Origin of the sequence: Caballeronia sp. LZ034LL, from assembly GCF_031451215.1 — a bacterium.
Lineage (GTDB): Bacteria > Pseudomonadota > Gammaproteobacteria > Burkholderiales > Burkholderiaceae > Caballeronia.
This window is the reverse complement of sequence record NZ_JARUXR010000004.1, coordinates 170,245-196,486: the sequence shown is the minus strand read 5'-3', so window position 1 is coordinate 196,486 and position 26,242 is coordinate 170,245. Positions and strand designations below refer to the sequence as shown.

Here is a 26,242-nt window from a genome sequence, read left to right as displayed (position 1 = left end):
TCACACTTTCACACACGAAAAGGGCGCCGTAGAACGACGCCCTTTTCACTTAGTGTGCCGCTTCCTCGGCCTGCGCTTCGAACAGATCATCTCCCGACATGGCAGGCGCTTCGACCGGGCCCTGATCGCGCCGATAGGCTTCGAACAGTTCATCGGCATAGCGGATTTTCGTGCGGCCATGCGGCGCGGGTTCGCCCTGCTGGTTCAGGTTCACGAACACCATCTTCTCGACCGTCAGGATGCTCTTGCGGGTGATCTTGTTACGCACTTCCGCGCGCAGCGTGATCGACGTGCGGCCGAAATGCGTCGCCGCGATGCCCAGTTCGATGATGTCGCCCTGCCGCGCCGAGCTGACGAAGTTGATCTCCGACATGAACTTGGTCACGACACGCTGATTGTTCAGCTGCGAAATGGCGTAGATGGCGGCTTCTTCGTCGATCCAGCGCAGCAAGCTGCCGCCGAACAACGTGCCATTGGGGTTCAGGTCTTCCGGCTTGACCCACTTGCGAGTATGAAAATTCATCTGATACCTCACTTTCTGCTGCTTGCGCCGCGATCTCGACCGAGACCGGCGAGCGCGGATGATTAGGGTTTTCCCTGATTATATCGAGATAGGGGTTAACTCGCAGAAAGCAAGAAATAAGTGAAGCTTCAGTTGAAGGCGAGCGCCCGCGCCGTTTCGAACGCACGGCGAGCTTGAACGAGGGTGTTGCGGGCATCGCGGGCGTCGCCGGCGAGGCGCAGCAGGTCGCCCAGTTGCGACGGCTGGCGCAGTAATTCACGCAGGATCGGACCGATGGCCGTGGTTCCGTCATCCTGCAAGCCGGCCGTGGCGGCGGGCGGCAGGCTGCGCCATGCCGGATCGACGATCGCGCGGCACACGGCGAACGGCAGGCCCCGCGCCTGGGCCATGCTGCCGGCCACGTGCGATTCCATATCGACGGCCAGTGCGCCTGTCGCGCGATGCAGCGCCTGTTTTTCGGCTTCGCCCGTCACCGGCGCGGCAACGCCGGCCATCCGGCCGCGCCGCGTCAGCCGCTCCACGGATGTTCCCGCCAGCGCGGCGACGATGCGCGCGGACCAGGCGGAATCGGTCGGCACTTCACCGAGCGGCCCGCAGACGCTATCCGCAATGATCAACGCGCCCGGCGCGAGATCCGGCGCCAGACCGCCCGCGGTGCCGAAGCTGATGATGCCGGAACAGCCGCGCGCGATGGCCTCGGACAGTGCGCGTTCGAGCCAGTCGCTGCGCGCCGCGAACACGACGTCCACGCCCTGCCCGCGCACGATCTTCGCCTCGAACGCCATGCCGGTCACGGCCACGACAGGCTTGCCGGAAAACGTACGACCCGCGTCTGCGCTCACATCGCCGCCACGACGCGCGTGAGACCTTCGCGCGTCAGATTGCGGTAGCGCGCCAGCGCCCACAGCGGAAAGAACTTGCGATAGCCGTGGTAGCGCAAATAAAACACGCGCGGAAAGCCCGTTGCGGTAAAGCGCGTCTCGTCCCACAGGCCGTGCGCCTGTTGCGTACGCATCAGATAGTCGACGCCGCGCGCGACCGCCGGATGCTCCACCAGCCCCGCCGCCATCAGCCCGAGCAGCGCCCAGGCCGTCTGCGACGCGGTGCTGATCGCCGGCTCATAGGCGTGATAGTCGAGCTTGTAGCTCTCGCCGTCCTCGCCCCAGCCGCCATCCGCGTTCTGGATGCCGATCAGCCAGTCCGCCGCGCGCTTCATGCGCGGGTCGGTCGGCGCGACGCCGGCGGCGTTGAGCGCGCACATCGCCGACCAGGTGCCGTAGATGTAATTCATGCCCCAGCGTCCGTACCAGCTGCCGTCGCGTTCCTGGTCGTTGACGATGTACTCGAACGCACGGCGCGCGGGCTCGCTGTTCAGCGCGGTTTCGCCGAGCTGCGCGAGCATCGACAGACAGCGCGCCGAAACATCGACGGTCGGCGGATCCAGCAGCGCGCCGTGGTCCGAGAACGGGATGTTGTTCAGGTAGAACTGGGTGTTCTCCGGCTCGAACGCGCCCCAGCCGCCGTCGCTGCTCTGCATGCCGACGACCCATTCGCGCGCCCGGGCAATCGCCTCGCCGTACATGGCCGTGCCGTTCTCGCGATCGGCGCGCTCCATCGCCATCGCGACGACCGCCGTATCGTCGACATCCGGATAGTGCGGATTGGCGAACTGGAACGCCCAGCCGCCCGGCCGCACATGGGCGCGGCGCGAAATCCAGTCGCCGCGCACGTCGAGGATCTGCAGCGGCACCAGCCAGTCGAGCCCGCGCTTCACGGCGGCGCGCGCCTTCGGCATGCCGGTTTCAAGCAGCGCGTGCGCCGCCAGCGACGTATCCCACACCGGCGACAGGCACGGCTGGCAATAGGCTTCGCCGTCGTCGGCAGGATCGACGATCAGCAGCTTGTCCAGCGACTGGCGGGCAATCGCGCGGTTCGGATGCTCGGGCGGATAGCCGAGCACGTCGTACATCATCACCGAGTTGGCCATCGCCGGGAAAATCGCGCCGAGACCGTCCTCGCCGTTCAGCCGTTCATCGACGAAACGCACCGCTTCATCGATGGCGCGCTCGCGCCCGCCCTTCGGCAGCAGCGGATCGGCGACGCGCAGCACCGAATCCACCACGCGGAAGAACGCAAACCAGCCGCGCTTCTGATGCCCCGCGCGCGCCGGCATGCCGGTGTTGACGGGCGGATGGGTGAACACCTCGTCGATGCGCACGCCGCGCGGATTGCGCGCCCGCGGACGCTTGGCGTTGAGCACCAGCATCGGCACGATCACCGTGCGCGCCCAGTAGGACACCTTCGACAGATGGAACGGAAACCACATCGGCAGGCGCATGATCTCGACGGGCATCATCGGCACCGCGCGCCAGGACACCACGCCGAACAGCGCCAGCAGGATGCGCGTGAACACGTTGACCTTCTCGGCGCCGCCGGCGGCGAGGATCGCGCCGCGGGCGCGCTGCATGTGATCGGCGTCCGGCGAGTCGCCGATCATCTTCAGCGCGAAGTACGCCTTCACCGTGGCGGAGACGTCCATCCTGCCGCCGTCGAACAGCGGCCAGCCGCCGTCTTCACGCTGGATGCGGCGCAGATAACGGCCGATCTTCGCTTCGAGCGTCAGGTCCGCGGTCTCGCCGAGGTAATGCACGAGCAGCACGTATTCGGCGGGAATCGTCGCGTCCGCTTCGAGTTCGTAGAGCCAGTAGCCGTCAGGATGCTGCCCCGCGAGCAGCGCGTCGGTGGCCTGGTTGATCGCGGTATCGAGTGTGGATTTCGAAACCTGCGCGCCCACGGCCGACAGGGACAAGTCGTTCATCTGCGTTCCATCGATGGGTTCAGCAGCGCATCCGCGGCCTTCTGGCCAGAGCGGATTGCGCCTTCAATCGTCGCGGGCAGGCCGGTCGCCGTCCAGTCGCCCGCGAGTGTGAAATTGGGCCAGCGTGTGCGCGTCGCGGCCCGCAAGCCTTCCTGCGCGGGCACCGCGGCAAAGGTCGCGTGCGCCTCCGCGACGATCTGCCAGGGCGGCATGGGCGCGGCCGGCAGGCGCATCGCCCGGGCGGCTTCCTGCCACGCGGTCCGCGCCAGTTCCTCGTGCGGCGTCGCGAGCCAGCGGTCCGCGCTCGCGAACGTCACTGTCACGCGGCCATCGGCGACGAACAGCCAGTCCGACTGGCCGTTGACCAGACACGTCAGCGGCTCGAATCCGTGTGGCGCATCGGTCGCGAAATGCACGGTGACGATGGCCCGCGACGCGTCCGGCGCGCTCAGGCCCGGCACCAGCCGGCGCGCCGCGGCGGGCGGCACGGCGAGCACGACGCCGTCTTCCGGCGCGAGCGCCAGCGGCTCCGCTGCGCCGCCGGGACTTCCCGGCGCACGCTCGAAAGCCAGCGAGCTTACACGCTCATTCGAATCCGTGCCCGCTACCCCGATGTCCGCCATCCGCACGCCCAGCCGGATCTCGGCGCCGCCATACTGCAGGAGCCGCAGCGCCGGGTCGACGAACGCGTGCGACAAGCCGTTCTTCGCCAGCAGCGGGCGGCACGCGTGGCCACCGGCCGCGACGGTCTCGCGCAACAGGCCGGCTGCCGTTTCGGCGCTGGCCTCGGCGGGATCGGCATTCAGCATGGCGCGCAGCAGCGGCCGCGCCAGCAGATCCCACGCGCGATCCTTCCTGCGCAGCGCATCCTCGACGGTGCGCCCCGGACGCAGGAAGAACAGCGGCAGCAGCGACAGATAATCGGCGGGCTGGGTGCCGGGCACGCGCGCGTGGGCGTCGAAGATCCAGCGCGGCAGCCGCCCCGGCGACATGCGGATGGCCCAGGCGTCGCCGCTGGCGGTATCGCGGAACGGATAGTCCGCGCGCGCCGGCCCGGTCAGCGCATCCGTCGCGCCGATCGCCCGCAGATACGCCATCGTCGATTGATTGCCGGATAGCAGAAGATGATTGCCGTTATCGAGCGTTGCGCCGAGTTTGGCGTCGAAGAACGAGCGGCAACGGCCGCCGGCAAACGGTTCGGCCTCGTGCAGCACGACGCGTGCGCCGCGCCGCTGCGCCTGGACCGCCGCCGCGAGACCGGCCACGCCTGCACCGATGACGTGGACCCGCCGGGACATCAGATCAGATTGCGCGCCACGATCCACAGCAGGCGCGAACGCGGCGTGCGCACGCGATTGCGCGGCAGGTCGAAGCCGCGTTTCAGGTTGGCGTCGAGCACCGTACGATACGCGGCCGACATGATGCGCGGCGCGCGCACCTGGGCGCGCGGCGAGGCGGCCATGATCGCGTCGGACTGGGCGTAGTGGCTCTTGGCGCGCTCGGCGAGGACGGCGCAGACGCGCGGCAGGCGGGCGTCGGCGACGATGCTCGCCGCGTCGCTCGTGGAAATGCCTTCGCGCGCGAGCAGTTCGCGCGGCAGGTACACGCGGCCGATGTCCGCGTCTTCGTCGATGTCGCGCAGGATGTTGGTCAGTTGCAGCGCCCGCCCGAGATGGTGCGCGAGGCGCCGGCCGGCGTCCTCGTGCATCCCGAAGATCCTCACCGACAGGCGCCCCACGGCGCTCGCGACGCGGTCGCAATAGAGGTCGAGCGTAGCTTCGTCGGGCGCGACGATGTCGCCGGCGGCGTCCATCGCCATGCCGTCGATGACGGCCTGGAAGTCGTCGCGGGACAGCTGGAAAGCCTGGATGTGCTGCGTGAGCGCCTGCAGCGATTGTTTCGGCGCGCCCGCATAGCAGGCGTCGATGTCTTCGCGCCAGCGGTCGAGCGCAATCGCGCGCTCGCGGCGCGGCAGGGTGCCTTCGTCGGCAATGTCGTCGACCGCGCGGCAGAAGGCGTAGATCTGGTACATCGCGTCCCGCTGACGGGCGGGAAGGATGCGCATCGCCAGATAGAACGAGCTGCCCGACGATGCCTTGGCGGCGTCGGGCGCGGGTTCTTCAGCGACGATGTTGGAAACGGCCAAGACGGACTCCGCTGTGGCGCCCCCACGGGCAAATTTAGGGATAGGGCGCCGGCTTCGGAAACAGCCCGATGCGCGCGGAACGACCTGGCGCTTGTGTGATACCGGGGGCTGATCGAAAAGGAAGGCCGGCGCGAACCGGCTGCGACTGCGCCGGAAAGCGGCTCAGAGTATATCAATAGTTTCGACGGTTGCGCCCGGGCCGCGCCGGGCGGCCGGCGCGCCGCTCGTGGCATAGCGTCAGGCGAACCCGACCGCGCGATTGCGCCCTTCCCGTTTGGCCGTGTAGAGCGCCGCGTCGGCCTCGTTGATCAGCGCTTCGTAGGACGACGTCACGCCCGCGCGGGCACGCGCCGCCCCGACGCTCGCCGTGACCGGCACGCACGCGCCCTGCACGTCCACGGGCGTTTCGCCGATCGCCCGGCGGACTTTCTCCGCGACGATCATCGCGTCTTCGAAGTTCGTGCACGGCAGCAGCAGCGCGAATTCCTCGCCGCCGAAACGCCCGAACACGTCCTGCACGCGCACGCTCCGGGCGACGCGCTCCGCCATCACGCGCAGCACGGTATCGCCGACCAGATGGCCCAGGTCGTCGTTGATGCGCTTGAAGTGATCGAGGTCGAACAGCAGCATCGACAGCTCGCCGCCGTAACGTTGCCAGCGCTGGAATTCATCGCCCAGGCGCAGTTCGAAATAGCGACGGTTCGCGATGCCCGTGAGGCCGTCGCGGTCGGCGAATTCCTGCAGCTTGGCCACGGCTTCGTCGCGGGCGCGCTGCATCATGCTCGCGTGCGTGGCATCGGAAATCGTCACGCAGACCGCGCGCACCTCCCGCTCGTGTGTGAGCGGCATAAAGGTGCAGTCCTGCTGCATGTAGTCGACGCCGCCCGTGATGGGCCGGTCGTGATCGAACTTGAAGAGATAGGGCCGCTGCTCCCACGAACTGAACGTGAAACTGCCCAGCTGGAACACGCTTTCCACCTTGCGCGTGAACCACACGCGCGGCAGCTCGGGAAAGCTCAGGAAGATGGACTTGCCGATCACCTGCTCGGCGGTCTTGCCGCTGTGATCCGCCATGAAGCGGTTCCACATCAGCACGTTGAGATCGCGATCCAGCACGAAGATGCCGAAACCCACGCGCTCGATCACCAGTTCACTCAGCACGTGTCTCAGTTCGTTCATGCCCGGATCCTGGCTCGTTCAGAGACTGGAAAGAAGCGCGTCGAGCGCTTCGTTCATGTGCGCGATGGCGTCTTCGGCCATCAGCATCACGAGGTGAGCGCGGAAGCTGTGATCTTCCAGCGCGAAATTCACTTCGAGCAGCAGCGCGGTTTTCCAAGCGAGCATCGCGGGCTGGAAGACTTCGTCGAGCCCGATGTCTTCGCCGAGCATTCCCGGCGGCGAAAAGATGGGCGAACGCCCCAGTTGGTCGAGAATGCACGACACGCAGGCGCCCATCAGCACGGTCGCCACGTCGAAGACCAGCTCGGTGCGGGTGGTCGCTTCGTAGGTGGACTGCGTGTAGGGATCGTCGACGAGCGCGCACAACTGTTCGACGCTGGCGCTCTTGCAGAGCACGATGGCCTCGCCCTTGATGTCGGAACGGAAGCCCTGGCGCACCGCCGTGACCGTATCCGTGATGCCGGTCATCTCGCTCAGCGCGGCGGACGCATCGGCCACGCTCACCACGCGCACGCGCGGCACGGAGAGCTCGATGAACGTGCCGAGCAGCTTCGAGAGACGCGTCGCGGCCTGGCCCATCGCCATGTTGGCGACTTCCTGCAGCGCGTCGCGCTGATCTTCGTTCAGGGCTTCGTTCGGTGCGGTGTCAACCATGGATACCGTACTCCTTCAAAACGGGACGCAGCGCCTCGGGCGTCACCGGCTTCGGCAGGAAGGCAATCGCGCCGAGCGCGCGAACCCGCTCCTGGGCGAGCGGCTGCACATCAGCGGAGACGACGATCACGAAGGTATTCAGATCCTCGTGCTGCAAGGCGTCGAGCACCTGATAGCCGGTCATGTCGGGCATCGTCAGGTCCAGGAACATCACCGATGCGCGGCCCGCCCGATAGTGCTCGAGCGCCTCCCGCCCATTGGTGGCGTAGGAAATCTCGACGTCCCAGTCCGGCGGCAGCGCGCGCGTCAGCACCTTGCGCGCGAGCAGGGAATCATCGGCAATGACAATCGGCAACGGCATGGGCGGCGGCGTGGTTAGGCGGTTTCGGGCTGAGGACATTCATGTCGTCCGACACGGCATGCACTCGCATTTCATTACGGCATCCAGCGAGCGATCTTTAAGAAGGCACTTCATGGATTGACAGATGCGCAGGCCCTGGCGCGGCGGCCGGAGGAACGCTGTCGGCGGGAGAGATCGTCGGCGATGAGCCAGGCGCGCCGCATATGGGCGTAAGCGCGCCAGCCGGCGGGCGTGCGCGGCGCAGCGGCCATGTGCATGGGGCGCGCGGCGGTGTGGGTCTCGAACGGCGTCATGTTGCCTGCCCCCTGCATGATCCGGCTGGTGGACGGACCGTGGCCTTTTGTCCCTCGTCTGGTCGCGTGGCCCGGCGACTTTCGTCTTGCCGAGCCCGTTGCTTCCCCCGTACGCGCCGCGAGGCTGCTTGTTCTCCGAAACGCTCTGACGGCGAATACATCGGAGGATTGCATTGTCTGACTATCAGAATGTCAAAGCAACTCGTTGAACACCGCGGCGAGGATTATATCGGTACGCGTTATATTTTTATGAGATGATTTATCTCATGCGCTGCGAACCGCGTGAAGTTGTCTCTTTTGTGTACGTTTGCGCTGCCCATAATCTCGCTAAGTTGTCTGCCGGTGCGTGGCCCTCGACTTCTGCCTTGTGTCGGTGCGGGGTGCTCGCGGCATGTTTCGTGCATGCTCCGTGTGGTTGCACCGTCGAAACGACGGTGTGACGGCCGTTCTGCCCGCTTGCACGACGCCCGGGAGCCTTCTGCCCGGGTAAAGTTTCCAACTCGCTGCCAAAAATGACGCTGCAACGTGACGAGTCCGACGCCGGACCTGCCGCCGACATGCGGCAGGACGAATCGCCGCTGCCGGCGGTTCCGGAGCGCAACTTCGCCGCGCAGCGCATGACGCTTTACGCGTTGCTGATCGCGGCGATCGTGCTGCCGTGTGTCTATGTGGCGGTCATCGCGTGGACGAGCTACCACGAGCGCGTCGCCAACGCTTCAGAACTCGTTGCCCGCACCGCCCGCGTCGCCGAAGAGCACGCGCTCAAGGTCTTCGACCTCAATGTCACGCTCAACGCGCGCATCGTCGATCTGCTCGACGACCTCGACGCCGGCGCCATCCGCCGCGATGGCGCCGTCCTGCATCAGCGCCTGAAAGGGATCGCCGGGGCTTATCCGCAAGTGGCCGCGGCGTCGGTGTTCGGGGCCGATGGCGCCCTGCTGGCAACGAGCCGCGCCTTTCCCACGCCCGACATCTCCGTCGCGACCCGCGACGACTTCACCGGCCTGCGCGCCGGGCAGCAGCTCGCGCAGATTTCGCGCGTGATGACGGGACGCGTCGCGGGCGAACAGGTCTTCAATACGGCTGTCGCGCGCACCACGTCAGCGGGCAAGTTCGACGGCATGGTGTCGATCGCGCTGCGCCCCGCCTACTTCTCGGACTTCTATCGCGAGCTGATCGGCGAGAATCCGAGCGTGTCGCTCGGCCTCGCGCGCACGGACGGCGAAGTGCTCGCGTGGTATCCGCCGCGCCCGCCCGACCGCATGTCGCTCGCGCCCGCCTCGCCGCTGCGCGACGCCTATCGCGCCGGACTCCGCAGCGGCGTCGTGCGGATGGTGTCGGGACTCGACAACCAAGTGAAGATCGTCGCGTTCCGCCGGGTCGGCAACTATCCGCTGTATGTGTCGAGCGGCTTTCCCGTCGCGACGATCTGGTCCGACTGGTACAGCCATCTCAGCGTGCTCGCGCTGTCGATCTTCGCGCCGTGCATCGTCCTGTGGGGCGTGATCGCGCAATCGCTGCGGCGCCTCGCCATCGAAGAGGAAGCGTGGGAACGCTGGCAGGCGGAAGCGTCGATGCGCCGCTCGATCGAATCCGCCTACCGTCAGGCGCGCAAGATGGAAGCGCTAGGCAATCTCGTCGGCAGCGTGGCGCACGACTTCAATAATCTGCTGATGATCGTCTCGACCAATGTGCAGATCGCGCGGCGGCGCGGCGCACCCGGGCTCGACCGCGAGCTCACGGCCATGGAACGGGCGCTGAAGAGCGGCCAGTCGCTGACGCGTCAGTTGCTCGGCGTTGCGCGCAAGCAGCCGTTGCGCAGCGAGACGATCGCGCTCGGCAAATGGGTGCCGTCGGTTCGCGAGCTGCTGCGCGCCTCGCTCGGCGCGAAGGTGGCGTTGAACGTCGATGTCGCGCCGGACGTCTGGCCTGTCCGCGTCGATCCGGCCGAGCTGGAACTGGCGCTGATCAACGTCGCGGTGAATGCGCGCGATGCCATGCCGAACGGCGGCACCTTCACCGTGCGCGCCGACAACGTGCAGTTCCGCCACGAAGACGGCTTGCCGATCACCGGCGACTTCACGCGGCTCGCGCTGGACGACACCGGCGTCGGCATGAGCGCCGAGGTGCTTGGGCGTGCGTTCGAGCCGCTCTTCACCACCAAGCCGAAAGGCATGGGCACGGGGCTCGGACTGCCGCAGGTCTTTGCGTTCTGCGAACGCGCGGGCGGCTTGGCGACGATCGACAGTGCGATCGGCGCGGGTACGTCGGTGCGCCTGTTCCTGCCGCGCGCCGCGCCGGCCGCGCACGGCGCGCCGGTTGCCGGACAGGCGACGGTCGCCGGGGAAGCCGAGGGCTTGCGCGTGCTGCTGGTCGAGGACAACGAGGAGGTCGCGGCCGGCACCGAGGCGCTCCTGACGATGATGGGCCACCAGGTCACCTACGTCTTCAACGCCGATACCGCCGTGACGGTGCTCGACGCCGCGCGCACGCAGACGCCCGCAGATTTTCCCTTCGACGTCGTGCTGTCCGACATCCACATGCCCGGACAACTGAATGGCATCGACCTGGCGGAGAGGCTGCAGCGCTTCGAGCCGCAGCTTCCGGTGATTCTCGTCACCGGCTACGCCGAGGAACTGGACCGCGCGCGGCAGGTGGGCGCGCGCGTGCTGTCGAAGCCCTTTGACATCGCCTTGCTGGACTCGCTGCTGCGTGCGATCCGCGCACGCACGCAGGGCGTGGATCTTTCCTCTGCCGGCGAGCGGGACGTGCGGTCCGTCGACCGTTGAAGCACGTCTCCCCAGTCGACTTTTTGCACACGACGTTGTAAAAGCCGCGCCCGCTGCCAGGCATTCGCCGGGCGGTTCTCAACGCGCAGACATCCGGCACGCGAGTTGCGTGATCTCGTCCATGTGCGGCGGCACTCTTCCGCCGGTACGACCTTTCGCCCATCCTCAGGAGGCGCACATGCGACACACCGTTATCGGAGTTTTCGACACCTACGCGCAGGCCGAGGATGCACGCTCGGCCCTCATGACCGCCGGCTTCGCGCGCGCCGACATCGAGCTCCAGGCCAATCCGAAACGCGACGATGCCGCCGCGCCCTCCGACATGCCCGACGCCGAAACCCATCAGCAGCCTGGCATGCTGGCAAGCATCGAGCGCTTTTTCAGCATGCTGTTCGGCGGCCGCGACCAGCCGCCCGAGGTAGCGCATTACTCGGAGGCCGTGCGGCGTGGCGCGGTGCTGGTGGCGGTGGATACACCCAGCGTCGAGCAGGCCGATATCGCGCGCGCAACGCTGACGGACCAGGGTGCCATCGACATCGACGAACGCGCCGCAAGCTGGACTACGCTCGAACACGGCGCGGCGGATGCGCCGATTCGTGCTGACGACGAGCGCGATCACTCGGTGCTCGATGAACTCGGCCTGGGACGCGGCAGCGCCGTGCCGGGCCGTGAGCCGGTAAATGATCCGAGCATGACGTGGTCGGGTGCACGCGCCTATCCGCGCACGGATGCTTCGGACCAGGCCGCGGAACCGCTGCTGGATCCGCTCGCCGATCCCCTGGGCGACCCGCTGACGCGTCGCGACGCCGCCGCAGTGGCGCCGCGCGATTACGTCAGTGATCCCGCCGACGATCCGCTGCTCGGACGTCAGGTGCCGTCGCAAACGCAAAGCCAGTCGATGCGCAGCACGTCCGATCCGCTGACCGGGACGACAGGCGGACTGGCAAGCGAATCGCTGTCCGAACGCGATGCCCTCGCCGGCCGCGATCCGCTGAGCACGACCGGCGCCGTTCCGCCGGAAACTTCGCGCGAGCCGTTGCCTGGCGTGCGTACCGACACGGGATCCGAATGGCGCTCGGTCGAGCCGTTGAGCCCGCTCGATGAACCGGCCACGCCGTATCAAGCCGGCGCGGCGCGTGCGGCGGGATCGTCGCCGGATCCGGTCATTGCCTCGGCCGGAACGCAGGCCGCCGGCCCCGTGGGTCCGGGCGGATCGGCAGCGCCTGCAAGCGTGCCGAACGAGTACATGGAATATGAAGAGGATTTCCGCGCGGACTACGACGCGAAATATATGGCAACCGGCGAGCCGTACGAGAACTATCAGGGCGCGTATCGCTATGGCGCGATGCTCGGCAACGACGACCGTTTCCGCAGCCGCGCGTGGGACGATCAGATGGAATACGAGATGCAGCGTGACTGGGAAAGCCGTCATCCCGAAGGCCATACGTGGGAGCGGTTCAAGGCCGCCGTGCGTCATGGCTGGGATCGTGTGACGGGACATCATCACGCTTGAATCCCGTTCCTGCGAAAGACAATCGGCCCGCGCAAGCGGGCCGATTTTTTTCAGTCGCCGAACGGTCGGCGAACGACCGCCATCAAGCCGCCGCGCGCTCGCGCACCCACGCGACGTATTTGTCCACGAAGGTTTGCAGATACTTGCGCGTGTCGTCCGCGAGAATCTTCCCGCTGGCGTCGATGCGCTTGTCATCGTGCTTGATGTACATCTCCGGCTGGTTCATCAGCGCGATGTCGAGGTAGGCGCACACGCCGCGCAGATGCGACTGCGCGATCGCCGTGCCGATCGCGCCCACCGAGGTCCCGATGATCGCGCCCGGCTTGCCGCCCCACACGCTGTGGCCCCACGGCCGCGAACCCCAGTCGAGCGCATTCTTGAGCACGCCGGGCATCGAGCGGTTGTACTCGGGCGTGACGATCAACAGTCCGTCGGCTTCGACGATCTTCTGCTTGAAGGCGAGCGCCGGCTCGGGATAGTCGTGGTCGTAGTCCTGGCTGTACAGCGGCAGGCTGCCGATATCGAGAAACTCAAACGAGAAATCGTCCGGCGCCAGTGAAACGAGTGCGTGCGCGAGCTGTTTGTTGAACGACTCGCGCCGCAGGCTTCCTACGATCACCGCGATCTTCAAGGCCATGAGATCTCCCCGTCAAAGGATGCAAAGGTGGGTGACACGGACGATGCGGCGGTCCGCGTGCGCGGTCGAGGGCGACGCGCGCGTGCCCAATGATAGGCGGATCGCGTGAAAGCTGAAAACGCCTGGGTTTCGTCGTGCGCCTATTTTTGCGAAGAATTGAGCAATCCAGTCCGGACCGCACTGCGACGCGGTTCGCGCCCCTCTATCCCCATCTTTATCCACAGAAACTGTGGATAAGTTGAACACAAGCCTACGGCGCGTTTAGTTTTGATACGCAAACGAAACAAAGAGCCTCGCGCAAACGAATCAACTGCGGATTCGATTGCACGATTCAGGCCGCTCGCGGGCCGGAGAGGGCCGTGCAAAGCGGGTCCGGCTGCCGCTTTGCCAGCACCGTGAGCGCGCTGCCCACGCGGCGTCTGCTGCTGCAAAGAACACAAGCGAAGCAATCAATGTGACAAAAACCGAAAGCATTTGATAGGTCGAATCAATTTTGCGACAGGTTGCGCATCGATCGCGCATTTGACCGGATCTGTGAAGCTTCCGCATACAAAAGCGCAAGAGATGGGCTGATCATTACCGTTGTCGCAACAATTGGCTCGCAGCGATTCGATCGCATTCGACAACAATGTGTTGGCTCAATCGGTATTTTTGTCCAATAGGTTTCCTTCTAGACTTTTCCTCAAGCGTCACCCGGCGCAGAAACGGATTCAGGAGAGTCGACATGAAGAACGCCAAAACTACGTTGATCGGCGGTGTGCTGATGGCTGCGCTGCTCGCGACGGCTCCGGCCTTCGCGCAATCGGCCTATGGCGGCAAGACGCGCGCTCAAGTCAGAGCGGAACTGGCGAGCGCACGCAGCGCCGGCGATCTCGACGCCGTCAACGCCTTGAGCTATCCGCAACTGCGGCCGTATCAGGAACGCCATGCGCAGCAACTGCGCGCCGATGCGGACAACGGCCGCACCACGCGCTGATCGTTCGCGCCACGCATTCAGAGGAAGCCAGTCTGAGCCCTCCCTCCTCCACCATCGAACAGAAGGTGGTTTCGCCCGACGCACCCGCGCCGGGCGTTTTTTTGCCCGCGCAGCGGCAATGGCTTAAAGCAGCATCGTCAGACAGGCGGTTACGGTGACGAGCGAGCAGACGGTCGAGACGAGGATCGTGTTCGACGTCACGCCGCCCTCCCGCCGATAGAACTCAGCCAGCATGAACGGCCCCGTGCCGGTCGGCAGCGCGCTCAGGATCACGGCGGTCTTCGCCCACAGCGGCGGCAGATCGAACACATGAAACGCCAGCCACCACGTCAGCAACGGCTGCGCGATCAGCTTGAGCATGACGAGCGCGCCGATGGTCCGCTTGCCGTGCGCGCCGGTCTTCGCGCCGAGAAACAGGCCGAGCGCCACGAGCGCACACGGACTGGCCGCATTCCCGAGCAGCTTCAGCAATGCCTCGACGCCCTGCGGCACATGCACGCCGGCACCGCTCACCAGCGCGCCCGCCAGCGGGGCAATCAACAAGGGATTCTTCGCAAGTGACTTCGCGACATTGACGAGCGTCGTCCATGGATGCTTCTCGCTCTGAAGCCCCAGTTCGATCAGCACGATCGCGATGCCGAACAGCACGCACACCGTCATGATCATCCCGATGACGGCAGGTGCAAGACTCGCGTCGCCGAATGCAAGCAGACAGAGCGGCAGCCCGATGAAGCCGCTGTTCGGATACGCGGCGTTGAGTCCGTCGATGCTCGCGTCCGCGAGCGGCCGCGCCTGAAGCAGGCGGACGACGAGTGTCGCGATGAAGACGACCGCCGAGCCGATGCCGAACGCGGCGATGAAGGCAGGCTGGTCGAGCGAGGTCCATGGCGTTCTTGCCATGATGTCGAAGAGCAGCGCGGGCAGTGCGAGGTAGACGACGAAGCGATTGAGTTCCGAAGCCGCCGACGGCCCTAGCTTGTTGAGTTTGCGACACGCGTAGCCGGCAAAAATCAGACCGAAGACGGGCAGGATGATGGTGAAGAGCGGCGTGAGCAAGGCGGTGACGAGCGTGTCCGGGAAGGTGCGAGAGGATACCGCGAGTCAAAAAGGTGAGACGTTGCGGGAGTGCGGCAACGGTGAGCGGCCCGGTGCAAGGGCGACTCACTCCAGCATTATCCGTACGGATATCAAAATATTTGGTCAAGCTGATTCGCGTGTTTAAGTACGCAATGCAAGTCTCTGTTTCAGAACGCATTAAATCGAACGCGGAAGTTCGTGCGCCGCTGTTCATTGGGACGATTCGCGACACGGCAAAAAGCCGATGCAACGTCCGCCGCACGATGCACTCCGTTTGAGGTGAGGGAATTCGGGACGTCGGGAAAGGTGAGCCGCCGTCGTCGTTCGAGCTCCCCGAAACCGCCGTTTCCTCGCACATTCAGGCGTATTCAGGCTGTCCCGGACGCGCACGAGACCGCATGAGGCGGGATGCATCGCGCGAGAGGTGAGGTTTTCCGGGAGCGCCATGATTCGGAACGAAGCTTGCTGCATCCCTGTTTTCGGACACTTTTCACGCATTGACTCGACATGACCATGAAGAAAGCCTTGGCCTGGAGCGCTGCGGCGCTTGTGCTGATCGGCGGAATAGGCGCGCTAGCCGCGTGCGCATCGAACGGCGCGCGCAAGAAGGGCAACGAGCATGTGCCGGAGCCGTCGAAAGCGGTCGATCTCGATCGCTATCTGGGTCACTGGCACGAGTTCGCCCGCTATGAGAACCGCTTCGAGCGCAATTGCGAAGCGGTCACGGCCAACTACGCGCGGCGCGAAGACGGGCTGGTGTCGGTCATCAACGGCTGTCGACAAGGCGGGCTGGACGGCCCCTATCGTTCCGCCGAAGGGCGGGCGAAGGTCGTGCCGGGATCCAACGGCACCAAGCTGAAGGTGTCGTTCTTCGGGCCGTTCTATGTCGGCGACTACTGGATCCTCGATCATGCCGACGACTATTCGTGGTCGATCGTCGGCGAGCCGAGCGGACGCTATCTATGGATTCTCACGCGCGACGCGAAGCCATCAGCCGAATTGCGCCGCCTGCTGATGACGCGTACGCAGGCGCTCGGCTACGACACCACGATGCTGCGCGAGACGCAGCACGACTGAACCCTGAAGGCTTACTGGCCCGCCTTGCAGGCGACGAGCAGCGTGTTCTGATTGTTGTCGGTGGATTGATCGAGGACATCGTAGCCGCTCGGGCAGAGCGCCTTCGCGTTGTCGGTGCAGTTGCGCCAGCCGCCGTATCCGGGACACTGGATCTGCTGCGTGGGACGTCCATCGGCGGAGAACAGCGGCGGCGCGCTGCTGCATCCGGCGAGCGCCCACGCACTGCCCGCGAGCATGACTGAAAGGCCGATTGCCGTGCCGATCTTCATCCCTTACCCCTTTGATTCTTGGTCGTTATTTTCGATTTCGCGAGTATGCCACGCGGAGCTTTCGCGCCCCTGTAGTTGTGCGCGGCAAACCTCAGACGGCAATGCCCAGCGCCGCGATCTTCTTGTACAGCGTCGCGCGCCCGATGCCGATCCGCTCCGCCGCATCCGCCACGCGTCCGCCGCTCGCGCGCAGCGCATCCGACAGATAGCGGCGCTCGAAATCGGCCATCGCGTCCGCGTGGGACAGCAGCGGCGGTTCCGGATTGTCCGGCACGGCGGGTTCTGACTGCGCCGCGAGCACCACGCGATTGGCATCGATGAACGTGCTCAGCGTGCGCGCGTCGATATGCTGCGACTCCGAGAGCATCAGCGCCCGTTCGAGCGTATTGCGCAGTTCGCGCACATTGCCGGGCCATGGATACGCCTCGAGCAGCCGCAAGCCGTCCTTGTGCAGCACGAAGTGGCCGACGTGTCCCGGACGCGTATCGGCCGAAAGGTCTTCGAGAATGGCGTAGGCAAGCGCCTCGATATCGTCGAGCCGTTCGCGCAGCGGCGGCGCGTGGATGGTCAATACATTCAGACGATAGAACAGGTCCGCGCGAAAGCGCCCCGCCGCGACGAGCGCGGGCAAATCCGCCGAGGTCGCCGCGATGATGCGCACATCCGCCCGCACGATGCGGTTCGAGCCGAGCGGCTCGAACTCCTTGTCCTGCAGCACGCGCAGGAGCTTGCCCTGGAGCGGCAGCGGCATGTCGCCGATCTCGTCGAGAAAGAGCGTGCCGCCGTCGGCCAGTTCGAACTTGCCGATGCGCCCGCGCCGCTCCGCGCCCGTGTAGGCGCCGGCCGCCGCGCCAAAGAATTCCACTTCGAGCAGCGTGTCCGGAATCGCCGCGACGTTCACCGTGACGAGCGGCTTGCCGGCGCGCGTCGAGGCGCCGTGAATCGCGTGTGCGAGCAATTCCTTGCCGGTGCCGGTTTCGCCGAGCAGCAACACAGGTGAATCGACCAGTGCCGCGCGCCGCGCCTGCCGCTTCACTTCGAGGCTCGCCGGACTCGTGCCGACGAAGCTCGAAAACGTGTACTTCGCGCGCCGCGCCTGCGCGAGCGACTGCCGCGTGGCGATCAGTTCCTGCTGCACGCGCGCATAGTGCGCGAAGAGCGGCGTGAGCGCCTTCATCTCGTCGAACAGGGCGAAACCAATCCCGCCGATGGTCGTACCCGCTTCGTCCTTGAGCGGCAGACGCGTGACGACCAGCGGCTCGCGATCGGTTTCGAGCACGTCGAGCAGGATCGGCTTGCCGGTCGCGACCACTTCGCGCATCAGGCTGTTGGGAATCACGCTTTCGCAGTCGAGACCGATGGCGTCCAGCGGATCCTCGAAGCCGAAGCGCGCTGCATAGCGCTTGTTGATCCACACGACGCGTGCATCCGCATCGACGATGAAGGTGCCTTCGCTCAGGTTCTCGAAGGTCTTGAACAGCGATTCCATCGCGCGACGCATCACGGCGCTATAGTCCGCAGGGACGTTGATCCAGTCGTTGCGCATGCCGTGCATGTCTCCTCATCTCGTTTTCGAGACTGACTATCTCAATTCGGAGACTGACGCGCAATCCGCATTGACACTAGTTTTCTGCGGCTGAGGCCGGGTCGAAATAGAGCTTGCAGCTTTCGATTCGTCCCGGTTCGGAGACATCGTCCTGAAATATCGCGCCAGCATGCTTGCCGGAAGCCCGTCCCGGCTTGCTGCGCATGATCTGGCACGAAAGCTGCATTTGCCCGCGCGGCGCGTCACCCGCGTCGAAACGGCCTCCGGCGCTTCCAGAAAAGGCGCACGGGACGTTCAAGAACAAACCATTCACGGAGACTCAATGTCGTTCCTCATCGTGCTCGCCGCCCTGGCGTTCCTGATGCTCGCCGCCTATCGCGGCTACAGCGTCATCCTGTTCGCCCCAATCGCCGCGCTCGCGGCCGTCCTGCTCACCGATCCCGCCGCCGTCGCACCTGTGTTTTCCGGCATCTTCATGGAGAAGATGGTCGGCTTCGTGAAGCTCTACTTCCCCGTGTTCCTGCTCGGCGCCGTGTTCGGCAAGGTGATCGAGCTGTCGGGCTTCTCCGAGTCGATCGTCGCCGCCGCGATCCGCTATATCGGCAAGTCGCGCGTCAATGCGGTGATCGTCGCCGTGTGCGCGCTGCTCACCTATGGCGGCGTGTCGCTGTTCGTCGTCGTGTTCGCGGTCTATCCGTTCGCGGCGGAGATGTATCGCCAGAGCAATATCCCGAAGCGCCTGATGCCCGGCGCCATCGCGCTCGGCGCCTTCTCCTTCACGATGGATTCGCTGCCCGGCACGCCGCAGATCCAGAACATCATCCCGACCACCTTCTTCAAGACGACCGGCTGGGCCGCGCCCTGGCTCGGCGTGATTGGCTCGGTGTTCATCATCGTGGTGGGCCTGACGTTCCTCGAATGGCGCCGTCGCTCGGCGATGGCCAAGGGCGAAGGCTACGGCACGTCGCTCGTGAACGAGCCGGAACGCGTCGAGTCGACCTCGCTGCCGAATCCGATTCTGGCCATCGCGCCGCTGATCCTCGTCGGCGTGGCCAATTTCGCGCTGACCAAGTGGATTCCCACGTGGTACGGCGCGAGCTACACCGTCGCGCCCGAAGTGCTGCCCGGCATCCACGCGCCCGTCACGACGGCGGTCAAGACCGTCGTCGCGATCTGGGCCGTGGAAGGCGCGCTGCTGCTCGGCATCGTGCTCGTGCTGCTGACCGCGTTCGGTCGCGTGAAAGAGCGTTTCGCCGTGGGCACGCGCGCGGCGGTCGCGGGCGCGCTGCTCGCCGCGATGAACACGGCTTCCGAATACGGCTTCGGCGGCGTGATCGCGGCGTTGCCGGGCTTTCTGGTCGTATCCGATGCGCTCAAGAGCATTCCGAATCCGCTCGTCAACGCAGCGGTTTCAGTGAGCGCGCTCGCGGGCATCACGGGTTCCGCGTCGGGCGGCATGAGCATCGCGCTGGCCGCGATGTCCGATACGTTCATCGCCGGCGCGCAGGCCGCGCACATTCCGCTCGAAGTGCTGCACCGCGTAGTGGCGATGGCGTCCGGCGGCATGGACACCCTGCCGCATAACGGCGCGGTCATCACGCTGCTGGCAGTGACCGGACTGACGCACCGCGAGTCGTATCGCGATATCTTCGCCGTGACGATCATCAAGACGCTCGCCGTGTTCTTCGTCATCACGGTCTACTACCTGACGGGCCTCGTCTGACGCGCCGGGTTGCCGCGAGCCTTACTCACGGCAACCCCAATTCACGTCGCGCGCACGACGCCCCACACTTCCGCGGAAGTCCACATTCAACCGAAGGAAATTCACCGCGTATGACTCAAACCGCATCGAACACTTCGCTCGCCGGCAAGACGGCGCTGGTTACCGGCTCGACGAGCGGCATCGGTCTCGGCATCGCGACGGCGCTGGCCCGCGCGGGCGCGAACCTCGTGCTCAACGGCTTCGGCGATGTCGAAGGCGCGCTCAAGCAGATCGAGGCAGCCGGCGCGAAGGCCGTGCATCACCCGGCGGACATGACCAGGCCGGACGAGATCGAAGCGATGATCGCCTTCGCGAACGACACGTTCGGCGGGCTCGACATCCTCGTGAACAACGCGGGCATCCAGCACGTGGCGACCATCGACGAGTTTCCGGTGGACCGCTGGGACGCCATCATCGCGATCAACCTGAGTTCGGCGTTCCACACGATGCGCGTCGCGCTGCCGCAGATGCGGTCGCGCAACTGGGGCCGCGTGATCAACATTGCGTCGGTGCACGGGCTGGTGGGCTCGGCGGGCAAGTCGGCCTATGTGGCCGCGAAGCACGGCATTCTCGGCCTGACCAAGGTGGCCGCGCTCGAAAACGCGCGCAGCGGCGTGACGGTCAACGCCATCTGCCCGGGTTTCGTACTGACGCCTCTGGTGCAGAAACAGATCGACGATCTCGCCGCCCGCGAGTCGCTTTCCGCCGATGCCGCCCGCACCAAGCTGCTCGGCGACAAGCAGCCGTCGGCGCAATTCGTGACGGCGCAGCAGATCGGCGACATGGCCGTGTTCCTCTGCTCCGATGCTGCCAGCGAGATGCGCGGCTCGGCGCTGCAGATCGACGGCGGCTGGAGCGCGCAATAAAAAGCGCATGGCGGCGGGCGCGCGTTATCGGCATAAAGCCCGCCGCACTTGAGCGTTTTGCTCGGATTCCCCTCAAGAATGTGGGGATATAGCCGTTATGTCCTTGTAAGTCACGGCGCGCCGTTCCAATAGAACGGCGCGCATCGAGAACGAAGCAAGGACATCATGCGCAACAATCAGCCCGTCACTCAGCAAGAGTTCGAATTTCCCGCCTCGGAGATGCTCGTCTCCGCCACCGATCTCTCCGGCAACATCCAGTACTGCAATCCCGCCTTCGTTTCCGTCTCCGGCTTTTCGCGCGAAGAGCTGATCGGCCAGCCGCACAATCTGATCCGCCATCTCGACATGCCGCGCGAAGCGTTCGCCGATCTCTGGGCGACCATCCGCGCCGGCCGTCCGTGGACTGCGCTGGTCAAGAACCGCCGCAAGGATGGCGATCACTACTGGGTGCGCGCGAACGTCACGCCGGTGATGGAGCACGGCAAGGTGGTCGGCTATCTATCTGTGCGCGTAAAGCCGACGCGCGACGAAGTGCGTGAAGCCGCCACGCTGTACGCGCAACTGAAGACCGGCGATGCGTCGCACCGGCTGGTGCGCGGCGCACTCGTGAGAAAGGGCTTCGCGGGACAACTGGCGGCGCTCGCGAACCTGCCGGTCCGCGCGCGCCTTGGGCTGGGCTTCGCGGCCATGCCCGTCGCGATGCTGCTCGCCGCGCTGGCCGGCTGGCACGGCGCGCCGCCGCTGCCCTTCTGGTGCGCGCTCGGTGCGGGCGCGGTGGTCGGCCTGGCGGGCTGGCTCGCCTTGTCGCGACAGGTGGATGCGCCCGTCCGCACGATGTCCGGCTTCGCCGCGCGCATGGCGGCCGGCGATCTGACCGTCGACATGCCCGATGCCGGCCATGACGATCTCGGCGACGTCCAGCGCGCGCTCGGTCAGTTGAAGGCGAATCTCGCGGCCATCGTGTTCGACGTGCGCGGGCAGATTGGCGGGATGCTCGACGCCGCCAACGAAATTTCGAGCGGCAACACGGATCTGTCGCGCCGCACGGAGATGCAGGCGGCGTCGCTCGAACAGACCGCCGCAACGATGGACCAGCTCACCACGACCGTACAGGGCAACGCCGACGCCACCGTGCGCGCGCTGGAACTCGTCCGCGAAGCGCAGGCGGCAGCCGACGACGGCGGCCGCATCGCGAGCCAGGTCGAGCAGACGATGGCAGGCATCACGGCGGCGTCGCGGCGCATCGCGGACATCACCGACGTGATCGACGGCATCGCCTTCCAGACCAATATTCTTGCGTTGAACGCAGCCGTCGAGGCGGCGCGCGCGGGCGAGGCGGGCCGCTCGTTCGCGGTCGTCGCAACCGAGGTGCGCAATCTCGCGCAGCGCTGCGCGGCGTCGGCGAAGGAAATCGAGGGCGTGGTGGCGACGAGCGTCGCGCAGATCGCGGAAGGCACGAGCCTCGTCACGCGCACGACGAGCCAGATGCGCGCCATCGACGAGGCCGTGAACCGCGTGTCGACGATCATCATGGAAGTGGCGAAGGCGAGCGGCGAGCAGGCGGACGGCATTGCGCAGGTGAATCAGGCCGTCGCCCATCTCGACGATTCGACCCAGCAGAACGCGGCGCTCGTCGAACAGGCGGCGGCCACGGCGCAACGGCTTACGGAGCGCGCCGTGGTGCTCGACGAAGCCGTGCGGCTCTTCACCGTCGCGCGCGTCTGAGCGCGTCTGAGCGGAACGCTGCCGCGGCGGGAACGCGAAACCCGCACGGCTTGGTACTATCGGAGCATTGCCGAAGCAGGACCCACGAGGAGTGTCTCCGATGACCGCAGAGAACAATCGCGCGGAAGAAGCGCGAGCGATGGAACGTATCGTCAACGCCACGCGCCAGGTGCAATCCGCCTTCCTGGCGCTGCAAACCCAGTTTCCGCCCGAAGGCGACGGCCGTCCGTCACAGATGGCGCTGCAAACCTTCGACGCCGCGCTTCAGGAACTCGAAGACGCGCAGGCCGCCTTCGACACCATGCTCAACGATCTCTTCGACGGCAACCGCTGAGCTGCGGCATCACGCGTTGCGCAGTTCGGGCAAATCCTCGCGGGCGTCGCCGGCTGCGGGCGGGCCGTTGAGCGCGGCTTCGCCATCGGCGCCCTGCAGGCCGGCCCACGGCGCGCCATCGGTGGTCTGACGGCGCGCGGCGGCCACGCACGCTTCCACCAGTTCACGGAACGACACCGCCGCCGAACTCGTGCGCACCAGCACTTCGCCCTGCAGCTCGCGATCCGGAAACACGAGCCCGACAATCAGCTCCGCCACGGGCGCGCGCTGATGCAGCCGGCGCAGCAAGTTGCGCAGATACGGCGGCGATTCGGCTGCGTCGAACGACACCACGCAGATGATCGTCACGCCCGACAGGTCCACTTCGCCGAAACGGCCGCGCGAGAAGCGCTCGTAGCCGGCAAGATCGGCGTACAGGCCGTGCTTGCGGAACAGCTGCACGGCGATGGTCGCGGCGAGGTCGTCGAGTTCGCTGCGCCCCGCGATGCACAGCACCGACGCCGTGTGCCCTTCCTTCTCCGGATCGAAACGCGCGGGCGGCATTTCCGGCCGGAGCGCGGGCCTGTCGTCGGGGGATTCGAAGCTCGCGGGCAGGTCTTCCTTCGGAATCGCGGTCACGGCTGTATCGGCGGCGTCTTCCAGACCTTCGATGATGTCGAGCGCCGATTCGTTGATCCGCCGCAACTGGTCCGCCGTCACCACGCCGCGCAGTACGTCGTTGTGCGCGTAGCGCAGGCCTTCGAGCGCGACTTCGTCGTAGTAGGCAATCAGCGAGCGCTCCTTCAGCAGCGTTTCGGCCTGGACCAGCGCTTCGTCGGGATCGTTCGCGAGCAGGCGCTGATAGAAGTTCTCGGCGGGCGTGAGCGCAGGTCGGTCGCCGAACAGCACGTCGAGGAACTCCAGCCGGTCCACGTGACGGCCGAGAATCACGAGACAGAGCGTGAGCGGCGTCGAGAGCACGAGGCCAATCGGCCCCCAGATCCAGCTCCAGAAAATCGCCGCGACGATCACCGCGAACGGCGACAGTCCGGTGCTGTGCCCGTAGAGCAGCGGCTCGACCACTTGCCCCGCGACGATGTCCGTCACGCCGAACAGCACGATCGTCCAGACGAGCATTGCCCAGCCGGGGCCGACGGCCGCCGCGAAGACCACCGCGACGATCGCCGCGATCCACGTCCCGACATACGGCACGAAGCGCAACAGCGCGGTCATCACGCCGAACAGCAACGCGCCCGGCACGCCGATGATCGCGAGCCCGATGGAAATCACGATGCCCACGCCCATGTTGATGCCGAGCTGCGCGAGGAAATAGCGCGACAGGCGCCGCGCGGCCTCGTCCATGGCGGTGGTGGCGCGATGCAGGTCGCGCGAGCCGAACAGACGGATCAGACGGTCGCGCAGATCCTCACGCTGCAACAGGATGAACACCGCGACCACCAGCACGATGCCGGTGGTTTCCAGCGGACTGATGACCGGCGACAGAAAGCGCTGCGCGAGTTCGAGCGGAGTCGGCGTCGGCTCGTGGACTTCGACGGGCATCGGCTGGTCGATGGGCGACGACGCAGGGTTGTCCTCGTTCTTCTGTTCCTGCTCGCGGGCGGGAGAGATCCGCTTCAAGGCGCGCGACGCGCGGCCGAGGAATTCGTCGGCGCGGCCTACCGTGATGCGCTGGACGGCATCGACCTTGCGCTCGACGGCGACCTGGTATTTCGGCAAATCGCCGGCGAGTTGCGCCACCTGCGCGCCGATCAACGCGCCCACGGCCGTCAGCACCGACAGCGCGACCACCACCGCGACGATCACCGAGGGCACCTGGCCGAAGCGCAGGCGGCGCAAGAAATCGACGAATGGGGCGAGCAGGAAGCTCAGGAGGATGGCGAGAATGATCGGGATCATCACCGCGCGCCCGAAGTACAGCGCGCAGATCACGACGACGCCGGTAATCAGCGAGGCCAGCGCGCGCACGCCGGGCGCCTCGGGAGGCAGGATCTTGGCGGGAGGCCGGCGCGGGCCGGGAGCTTGAGGCATGGAGTCGGCTCGCTTCTGGAGAGGGCTAAGGGGCACGGCCGACGTCGATGTCCGGCTGCTTCGCATCAAGCAAGTCACGTGCCGCTCGACGCTGCCTGCGCGCGCCTGAGGTGAGACGATGCGGGAGCCGGATTTTACTGTATTCGTTGCAACGGTGAGGACATGCGGGAGCGCGCCGTGCTTCCATCGAGTGAACGTGCGACGGTCCCGCCGCCGCCTCTTACACGCTGCAAAACGACGAACAAGGACATCATGGCAGTCGAATCACCCTGTATCGGCATCTGCAAGTTCGATGACAAGACCGGCTTCTGCATCGGTTGCATGCGCACGAAAGACGAGTGCAAGCAGTGGAAGAAGATGAAGGACAAGCATCGCGTGCGGATCATCGACGAGCGACCGCAGCGCAAGGCCAAACTCAAGAAACACAAGAAGAAATAAGGAACAAAGGCTGGACTGGTCGGCGGTAGGGTGATGCGGAAATGCCCGCGCCCGGAGGACTACACTGGGTTTCTGGATGGCCCATTCTCTTAGGAGCCTGTCATGAAAGTGAGTATTCCGCGTTGCACTTCCCTCACCTTCGCACTTGCCGCAACCTTGGCGGCGCCCGCCGCGTTCGCCCAGCTGCATCCCAGCCCGGAAACCGACATGTACGCGCCGCAGAACAGCACGAAGCTCATGCCGAATGCGCCGCTTGGCAGCCAGTATCCATCCCACGGCAACGCACAGGCGGGCGAGCTGAATCTCAACCCGTCCGATCCCCGCGCGCAGCTCGTCAATGGCCTGCCGAACAATGCGAACAGCGGCGGCTATGGCTCGCCGCTCGCAGGCAACAAGGCCAACGTGCCGGCTTCGAACTGACATTCGGAGGCGGTGAGTCCGGCGCTGCTTCAGCCATCACCATTCTCGTTTCGAGAAGAGTGATTTGATTTTCCGTCCCATTCTCCGCCTGAAGGCAAAAACCCATACTTGATTCACCGGCCGCATCCACCACGCGGCCGACAATCAAACTTGGGGATCTTGCCGTGAAGCTCTACACCTTTCCGTTGTCCGGGCATGCGCACCGTGCGCAGCTCATGCTCAACCTGCTGGCGATCGAGCATGACGAAGAATTCGTCGATCTCGCCAAAGGCGCCCACAAGACGCCGGACTTCCTCAAGCTGAACGCGTTCGGCCAGGTTCCTGTTCTGGTCGACGGCAAGCACGTCATCGCCGATTCGAACGCCATCCTCGTTTATCTTGCCCGCAAGTCGGTCGATACGAACTGGCTGCCGCACGATCCCGCCAAGGAAGCCGCTGTGCAGCGCTGGCTGTCGGTTGCAGCGGGACAGATTGCCTTCGGACCCGCCGCCGCGCGTCTCGTCACCGTCTTCGGCGCGAAATTCAACACGGAAGAAGTGATCGCGCGCGCCCATTCGATCCTCGGCGTCATCGATGCCCAACTGGCCCGGCGCGACTGGATCGCGGATATCGACAGCGCGCATCCGACCATCGCCGATGTCGCGCTGTACAGCTATATCGCGAGCGCGCCGGAAGGCAACGTCGATCTGTCGGGTTACGCGAACGTCAACGCCTGGTTGCGCCGCGTCGAGGCGCTGCCCGGTTTCGTTCCCTTCAAGAAGACAGCCGCGGGACTCGCGGCGTAAAGTCATCCAGGGCGGCGACGCCGCCC

At 65.8% G+C, this 26,242-nt stretch carries 25 protein-coding genes; 11 read left to right on the top strand and 14 right to left on the bottom strand.

Features of this window, described 5'->3' with window-relative positions:
• Positions 1-49: 49 nt before the first annotated feature.
• From QCE83_RS28280 to QCE83_RS28245, 8 genes are all read right to left on the bottom strand, one after another.
• Positions 50-523, bottom strand: coding sequence for a hotdog domain-containing protein (locus tag QCE83_RS28280; RefSeq protein ID WP_309819108.1), 474 nt, complete (start codon positions 521-523; stop codon positions 50-52).
• 128 nt (positions 524-651) lie between these two features.
• On the bottom strand, positions 652-1,308 hold the full coding sequence (locus tag QCE83_RS28275; RefSeq protein ID WP_309821153.1) for a phosphorylase: 657 nt from the start codon (positions 1,306-1,308) through the stop codon (positions 652-654).
• A gap of 53 nt (positions 1,309-1,361) precedes the next feature.
• Positions 1,362-3,341: a squalene--hopene cyclase gene (shc, locus tag QCE83_RS28270; protein WP_309819105.1), complete on the bottom strand. Its 1,980-nt coding sequence runs from the start codon at positions 3,339-3,341 to the stop codon at positions 1,362-1,364.
• The gene (gene hpnE, locus QCE83_RS28265) at positions 3,338-4,639 is read right to left on the bottom strand and encodes a hydroxysqualene dehydroxylase HpnE (RefSeq protein ID WP_309819103.1); all 1,302 of its coding nucleotides are present in this window, start codon (positions 4,637-4,639) and stop codon (positions 3,338-3,340) included. The genes shc and hpnE overlap by 4 nt, the downstream gene beginning before the upstream one ends.
• A complete protein-coding gene (gene hpnD, locus QCE83_RS28260) occupies positions 4,639-5,487 on the bottom strand; it encodes a presqualene diphosphate synthase HpnD (RefSeq protein WP_309819100.1) in 849 nt (282 codons plus the stop codon). Before hpnD ends, hpnE begins: the two co-directional genes overlap by 1 nt.
• A 237-nt stretch (positions 5,488-5,724) precedes the next feature.
• Entirely contained in the window at positions 5,725-6,666 is a 942-nt protein-coding gene (locus tag QCE83_RS28255) for a diguanylate cyclase (RefSeq protein WP_309819098.1), read from the bottom strand.
• A gap of 18 nt (positions 6,667-6,684) precedes the next feature.
• Positions 6,685-7,320 carry a chemotaxis protein CheC gene (locus QCE83_RS28250; RefSeq protein ID WP_309819096.1) on the bottom strand — a complete coding sequence of 212 codons (636 nt, stop codon included), beginning with the start codon at positions 7,318-7,320 and terminating at the stop codon, positions 6,685-6,687.
• On the bottom strand, positions 7,313-7,681 hold the full coding sequence (locus tag QCE83_RS28245; RefSeq protein ID WP_309819094.1) for a response regulator: 369 nt from the start codon (positions 7,679-7,681) through the stop codon (positions 7,313-7,315). The genes QCE83_RS28250 and QCE83_RS28245 overlap by 8 nt, the downstream gene beginning before the upstream one ends.
• Before the next feature lie 805 nt (positions 7,682-8,486).
• Between QCE83_RS28245 and QCE83_RS28240 the strand changes: the two genes are divergently transcribed.
• Together QCE83_RS28240 and QCE83_RS28235 are read left to right on the top strand one after the other, a co-directional pair.
• Positions 8,487-10,763: a response regulator gene (locus QCE83_RS28240; protein ID WP_309819093.1), complete on the top strand. Its 2,277-nt coding sequence runs from the start codon at positions 8,487-8,489 to the stop codon at positions 10,761-10,763.
• A gap of 178 nt (positions 10,764-10,941) precedes the next feature.
• The gene (locus QCE83_RS28235) at positions 10,942-12,276 is read left to right on the top strand and encodes a hypothetical protein (RefSeq protein ID WP_309819091.1); all 1,335 of its coding nucleotides are present in this window, start codon (positions 10,942-10,944) and stop codon (positions 12,274-12,276) included.
• A gap of 82 nt (positions 12,277-12,358) precedes the next feature.
• Here QCE83_RS28235 and QCE83_RS28230 read toward each other — a convergent pair whose 3' ends face one another.
• On the bottom strand, positions 12,359-12,913 hold the full coding sequence (locus tag QCE83_RS28230; protein ID WP_309819088.1) for an NADPH-dependent FMN reductase: 555 nt from the start codon (positions 12,911-12,913) through the stop codon (positions 12,359-12,361).
• Positions 12,914-13,637: 724 nt separating this feature from the next.
• Between QCE83_RS28230 and QCE83_RS28225 the strand changes: the two genes are divergently transcribed.
• Positions 13,638-13,889 carry a DUF4148 domain-containing protein gene (locus QCE83_RS28225; protein ID WP_309819085.1) on the top strand — a complete coding sequence of 84 codons (252 nt, stop codon included), beginning with the start codon at positions 13,638-13,640 and terminating at the stop codon, positions 13,887-13,889.
• A gap of 123 nt (positions 13,890-14,012) precedes the next feature.
• Here the strand turns inward: QCE83_RS28225 and QCE83_RS28220 are convergent, their stop codons facing one another.
• Positions 14,013-14,945, bottom strand: coding sequence for an AEC family transporter (locus tag QCE83_RS28220; protein ID WP_309819083.1), 933 nt, complete (start codon positions 14,943-14,945; stop codon positions 14,013-14,015).
• Positions 14,946-15,479: 534 nt separating this feature from the next.
• Here QCE83_RS28220 and QCE83_RS28215 point away from each other — a divergent pair.
• Positions 15,480-16,043, top strand: a complete 564-nt coding sequence (locus QCE83_RS28215) for a lipocalin family protein (RefSeq protein WP_404985756.1) — start codon at positions 15,480-15,482, stop codon at positions 16,041-16,043.
• A gap of 11 nt (positions 16,044-16,054) precedes the next feature.
• On the opposite strand, the gene QCE83_RS28210 is transcribed toward QCE83_RS28215, so the two are convergent.
• The 3 genes from QCE83_RS28210 to QCE83_RS28200 form a co-directional block, all read right to left on the bottom strand.
• On the bottom strand, positions 16,055-16,312 hold the full coding sequence (locus QCE83_RS28210) for a hypothetical protein (RefSeq protein WP_404985754.1): 258 nt from the start codon (positions 16,310-16,312) through the stop codon (positions 16,055-16,057).
• Positions 16,313-16,403: 91 nt separating this feature from the next.
• Positions 16,404-17,858, bottom strand: a complete 1,455-nt coding sequence (locus QCE83_RS28205; protein WP_309821151.1) for a sigma 54-interacting transcriptional regulator — start codon at positions 17,856-17,858, stop codon at positions 16,404-16,406.
• A gap of 76 nt (positions 17,859-17,934) precedes the next feature.
• The gene (locus tag QCE83_RS28200; RefSeq protein WP_309819079.1) at positions 17,935-18,171 is read right to left on the bottom strand and encodes a hypothetical protein; all 237 of its coding nucleotides are present in this window, start codon (positions 18,169-18,171) and stop codon (positions 17,935-17,937) included.
• 9 nt (positions 18,172-18,180) lie between these two features.
• On the opposite strand from QCE83_RS28200, the gene QCE83_RS28195 reads away from it, so the two are divergent.
• The 4 genes from QCE83_RS28195 to QCE83_RS28180 all read left to right on the top strand — a co-directional run bounded on the left by QCE83_RS28195 (position 18,181) and on the right by QCE83_RS28180 (position 22,545).
• Positions 18,181-19,581, top strand: coding sequence for a GntP family permease (locus tag QCE83_RS28195; protein ID WP_309819077.1), 1,401 nt, complete (start codon positions 18,181-18,183; stop codon positions 19,579-19,581).
• 110 nt (positions 19,582-19,691) lie between these two features.
• Positions 19,692-20,486, top strand: coding sequence for a 3-hydroxybutyrate dehydrogenase (locus QCE83_RS28190; protein WP_309819075.1), 795 nt, complete (start codon positions 19,692-19,694; stop codon positions 20,484-20,486).
• A 165-nt stretch (positions 20,487-20,651) separates the two neighbouring features.
• Positions 20,652-22,211: a methyl-accepting chemotaxis protein gene (locus QCE83_RS28185; protein WP_309819073.1), complete on the top strand. Its 1,560-nt coding sequence runs from the start codon at positions 20,652-20,654 to the stop codon at positions 22,209-22,211.
• Between the two features lie 100 nt (positions 22,212-22,311).
• Positions 22,312-22,545 (top strand): hypothetical protein, encoded by a 234-nt coding sequence (locus QCE83_RS28180; protein WP_061120011.1) that lies wholly within the window; start codon positions 22,312-22,314, stop codon positions 22,543-22,545.
• A gap of 9 nt (positions 22,546-22,554) precedes the next feature.
• Here QCE83_RS28180 and QCE83_RS28175 read toward each other — a convergent pair whose 3' ends face one another.
• The gene (locus QCE83_RS28175) at positions 22,555-24,573 is read right to left on the bottom strand and encodes an AI-2E family transporter (RefSeq protein WP_309819070.1); all 2,019 of its coding nucleotides are present in this window, start codon (positions 24,571-24,573) and stop codon (positions 22,555-22,557) included.
• A gap of 252 nt (positions 24,574-24,825) precedes the next feature.
• Here QCE83_RS28175 and QCE83_RS28170 point away from each other — a divergent pair, with 252 nt between their 5' ends.
• From QCE83_RS28170 to QCE83_RS28160, 3 genes are all read left to right on the top strand, one after another.
• Positions 24,826-25,011: a DUF1289 domain-containing protein gene (locus tag QCE83_RS28170; protein ID WP_309819067.1), complete on the top strand. Its 186-nt coding sequence runs from the start codon at positions 24,826-24,828 to the stop codon at positions 25,009-25,011.
• A 102-nt stretch (positions 25,012-25,113) separates the two neighbouring features.
• Entirely contained in the window at positions 25,114-25,431 is a 318-nt protein-coding gene (locus tag QCE83_RS28165) for a hypothetical protein (RefSeq protein WP_309819065.1), read from the top strand.
• 164 nt (positions 25,432-25,595) lie between these two features.
• Entirely contained in the window at positions 25,596-26,216 is a 621-nt protein-coding gene (locus tag QCE83_RS28160) for a glutathione S-transferase (RefSeq protein WP_309819063.1), read from the top strand.
• Positions 26,217-26,242 lie beyond the last annotated feature (26 nt).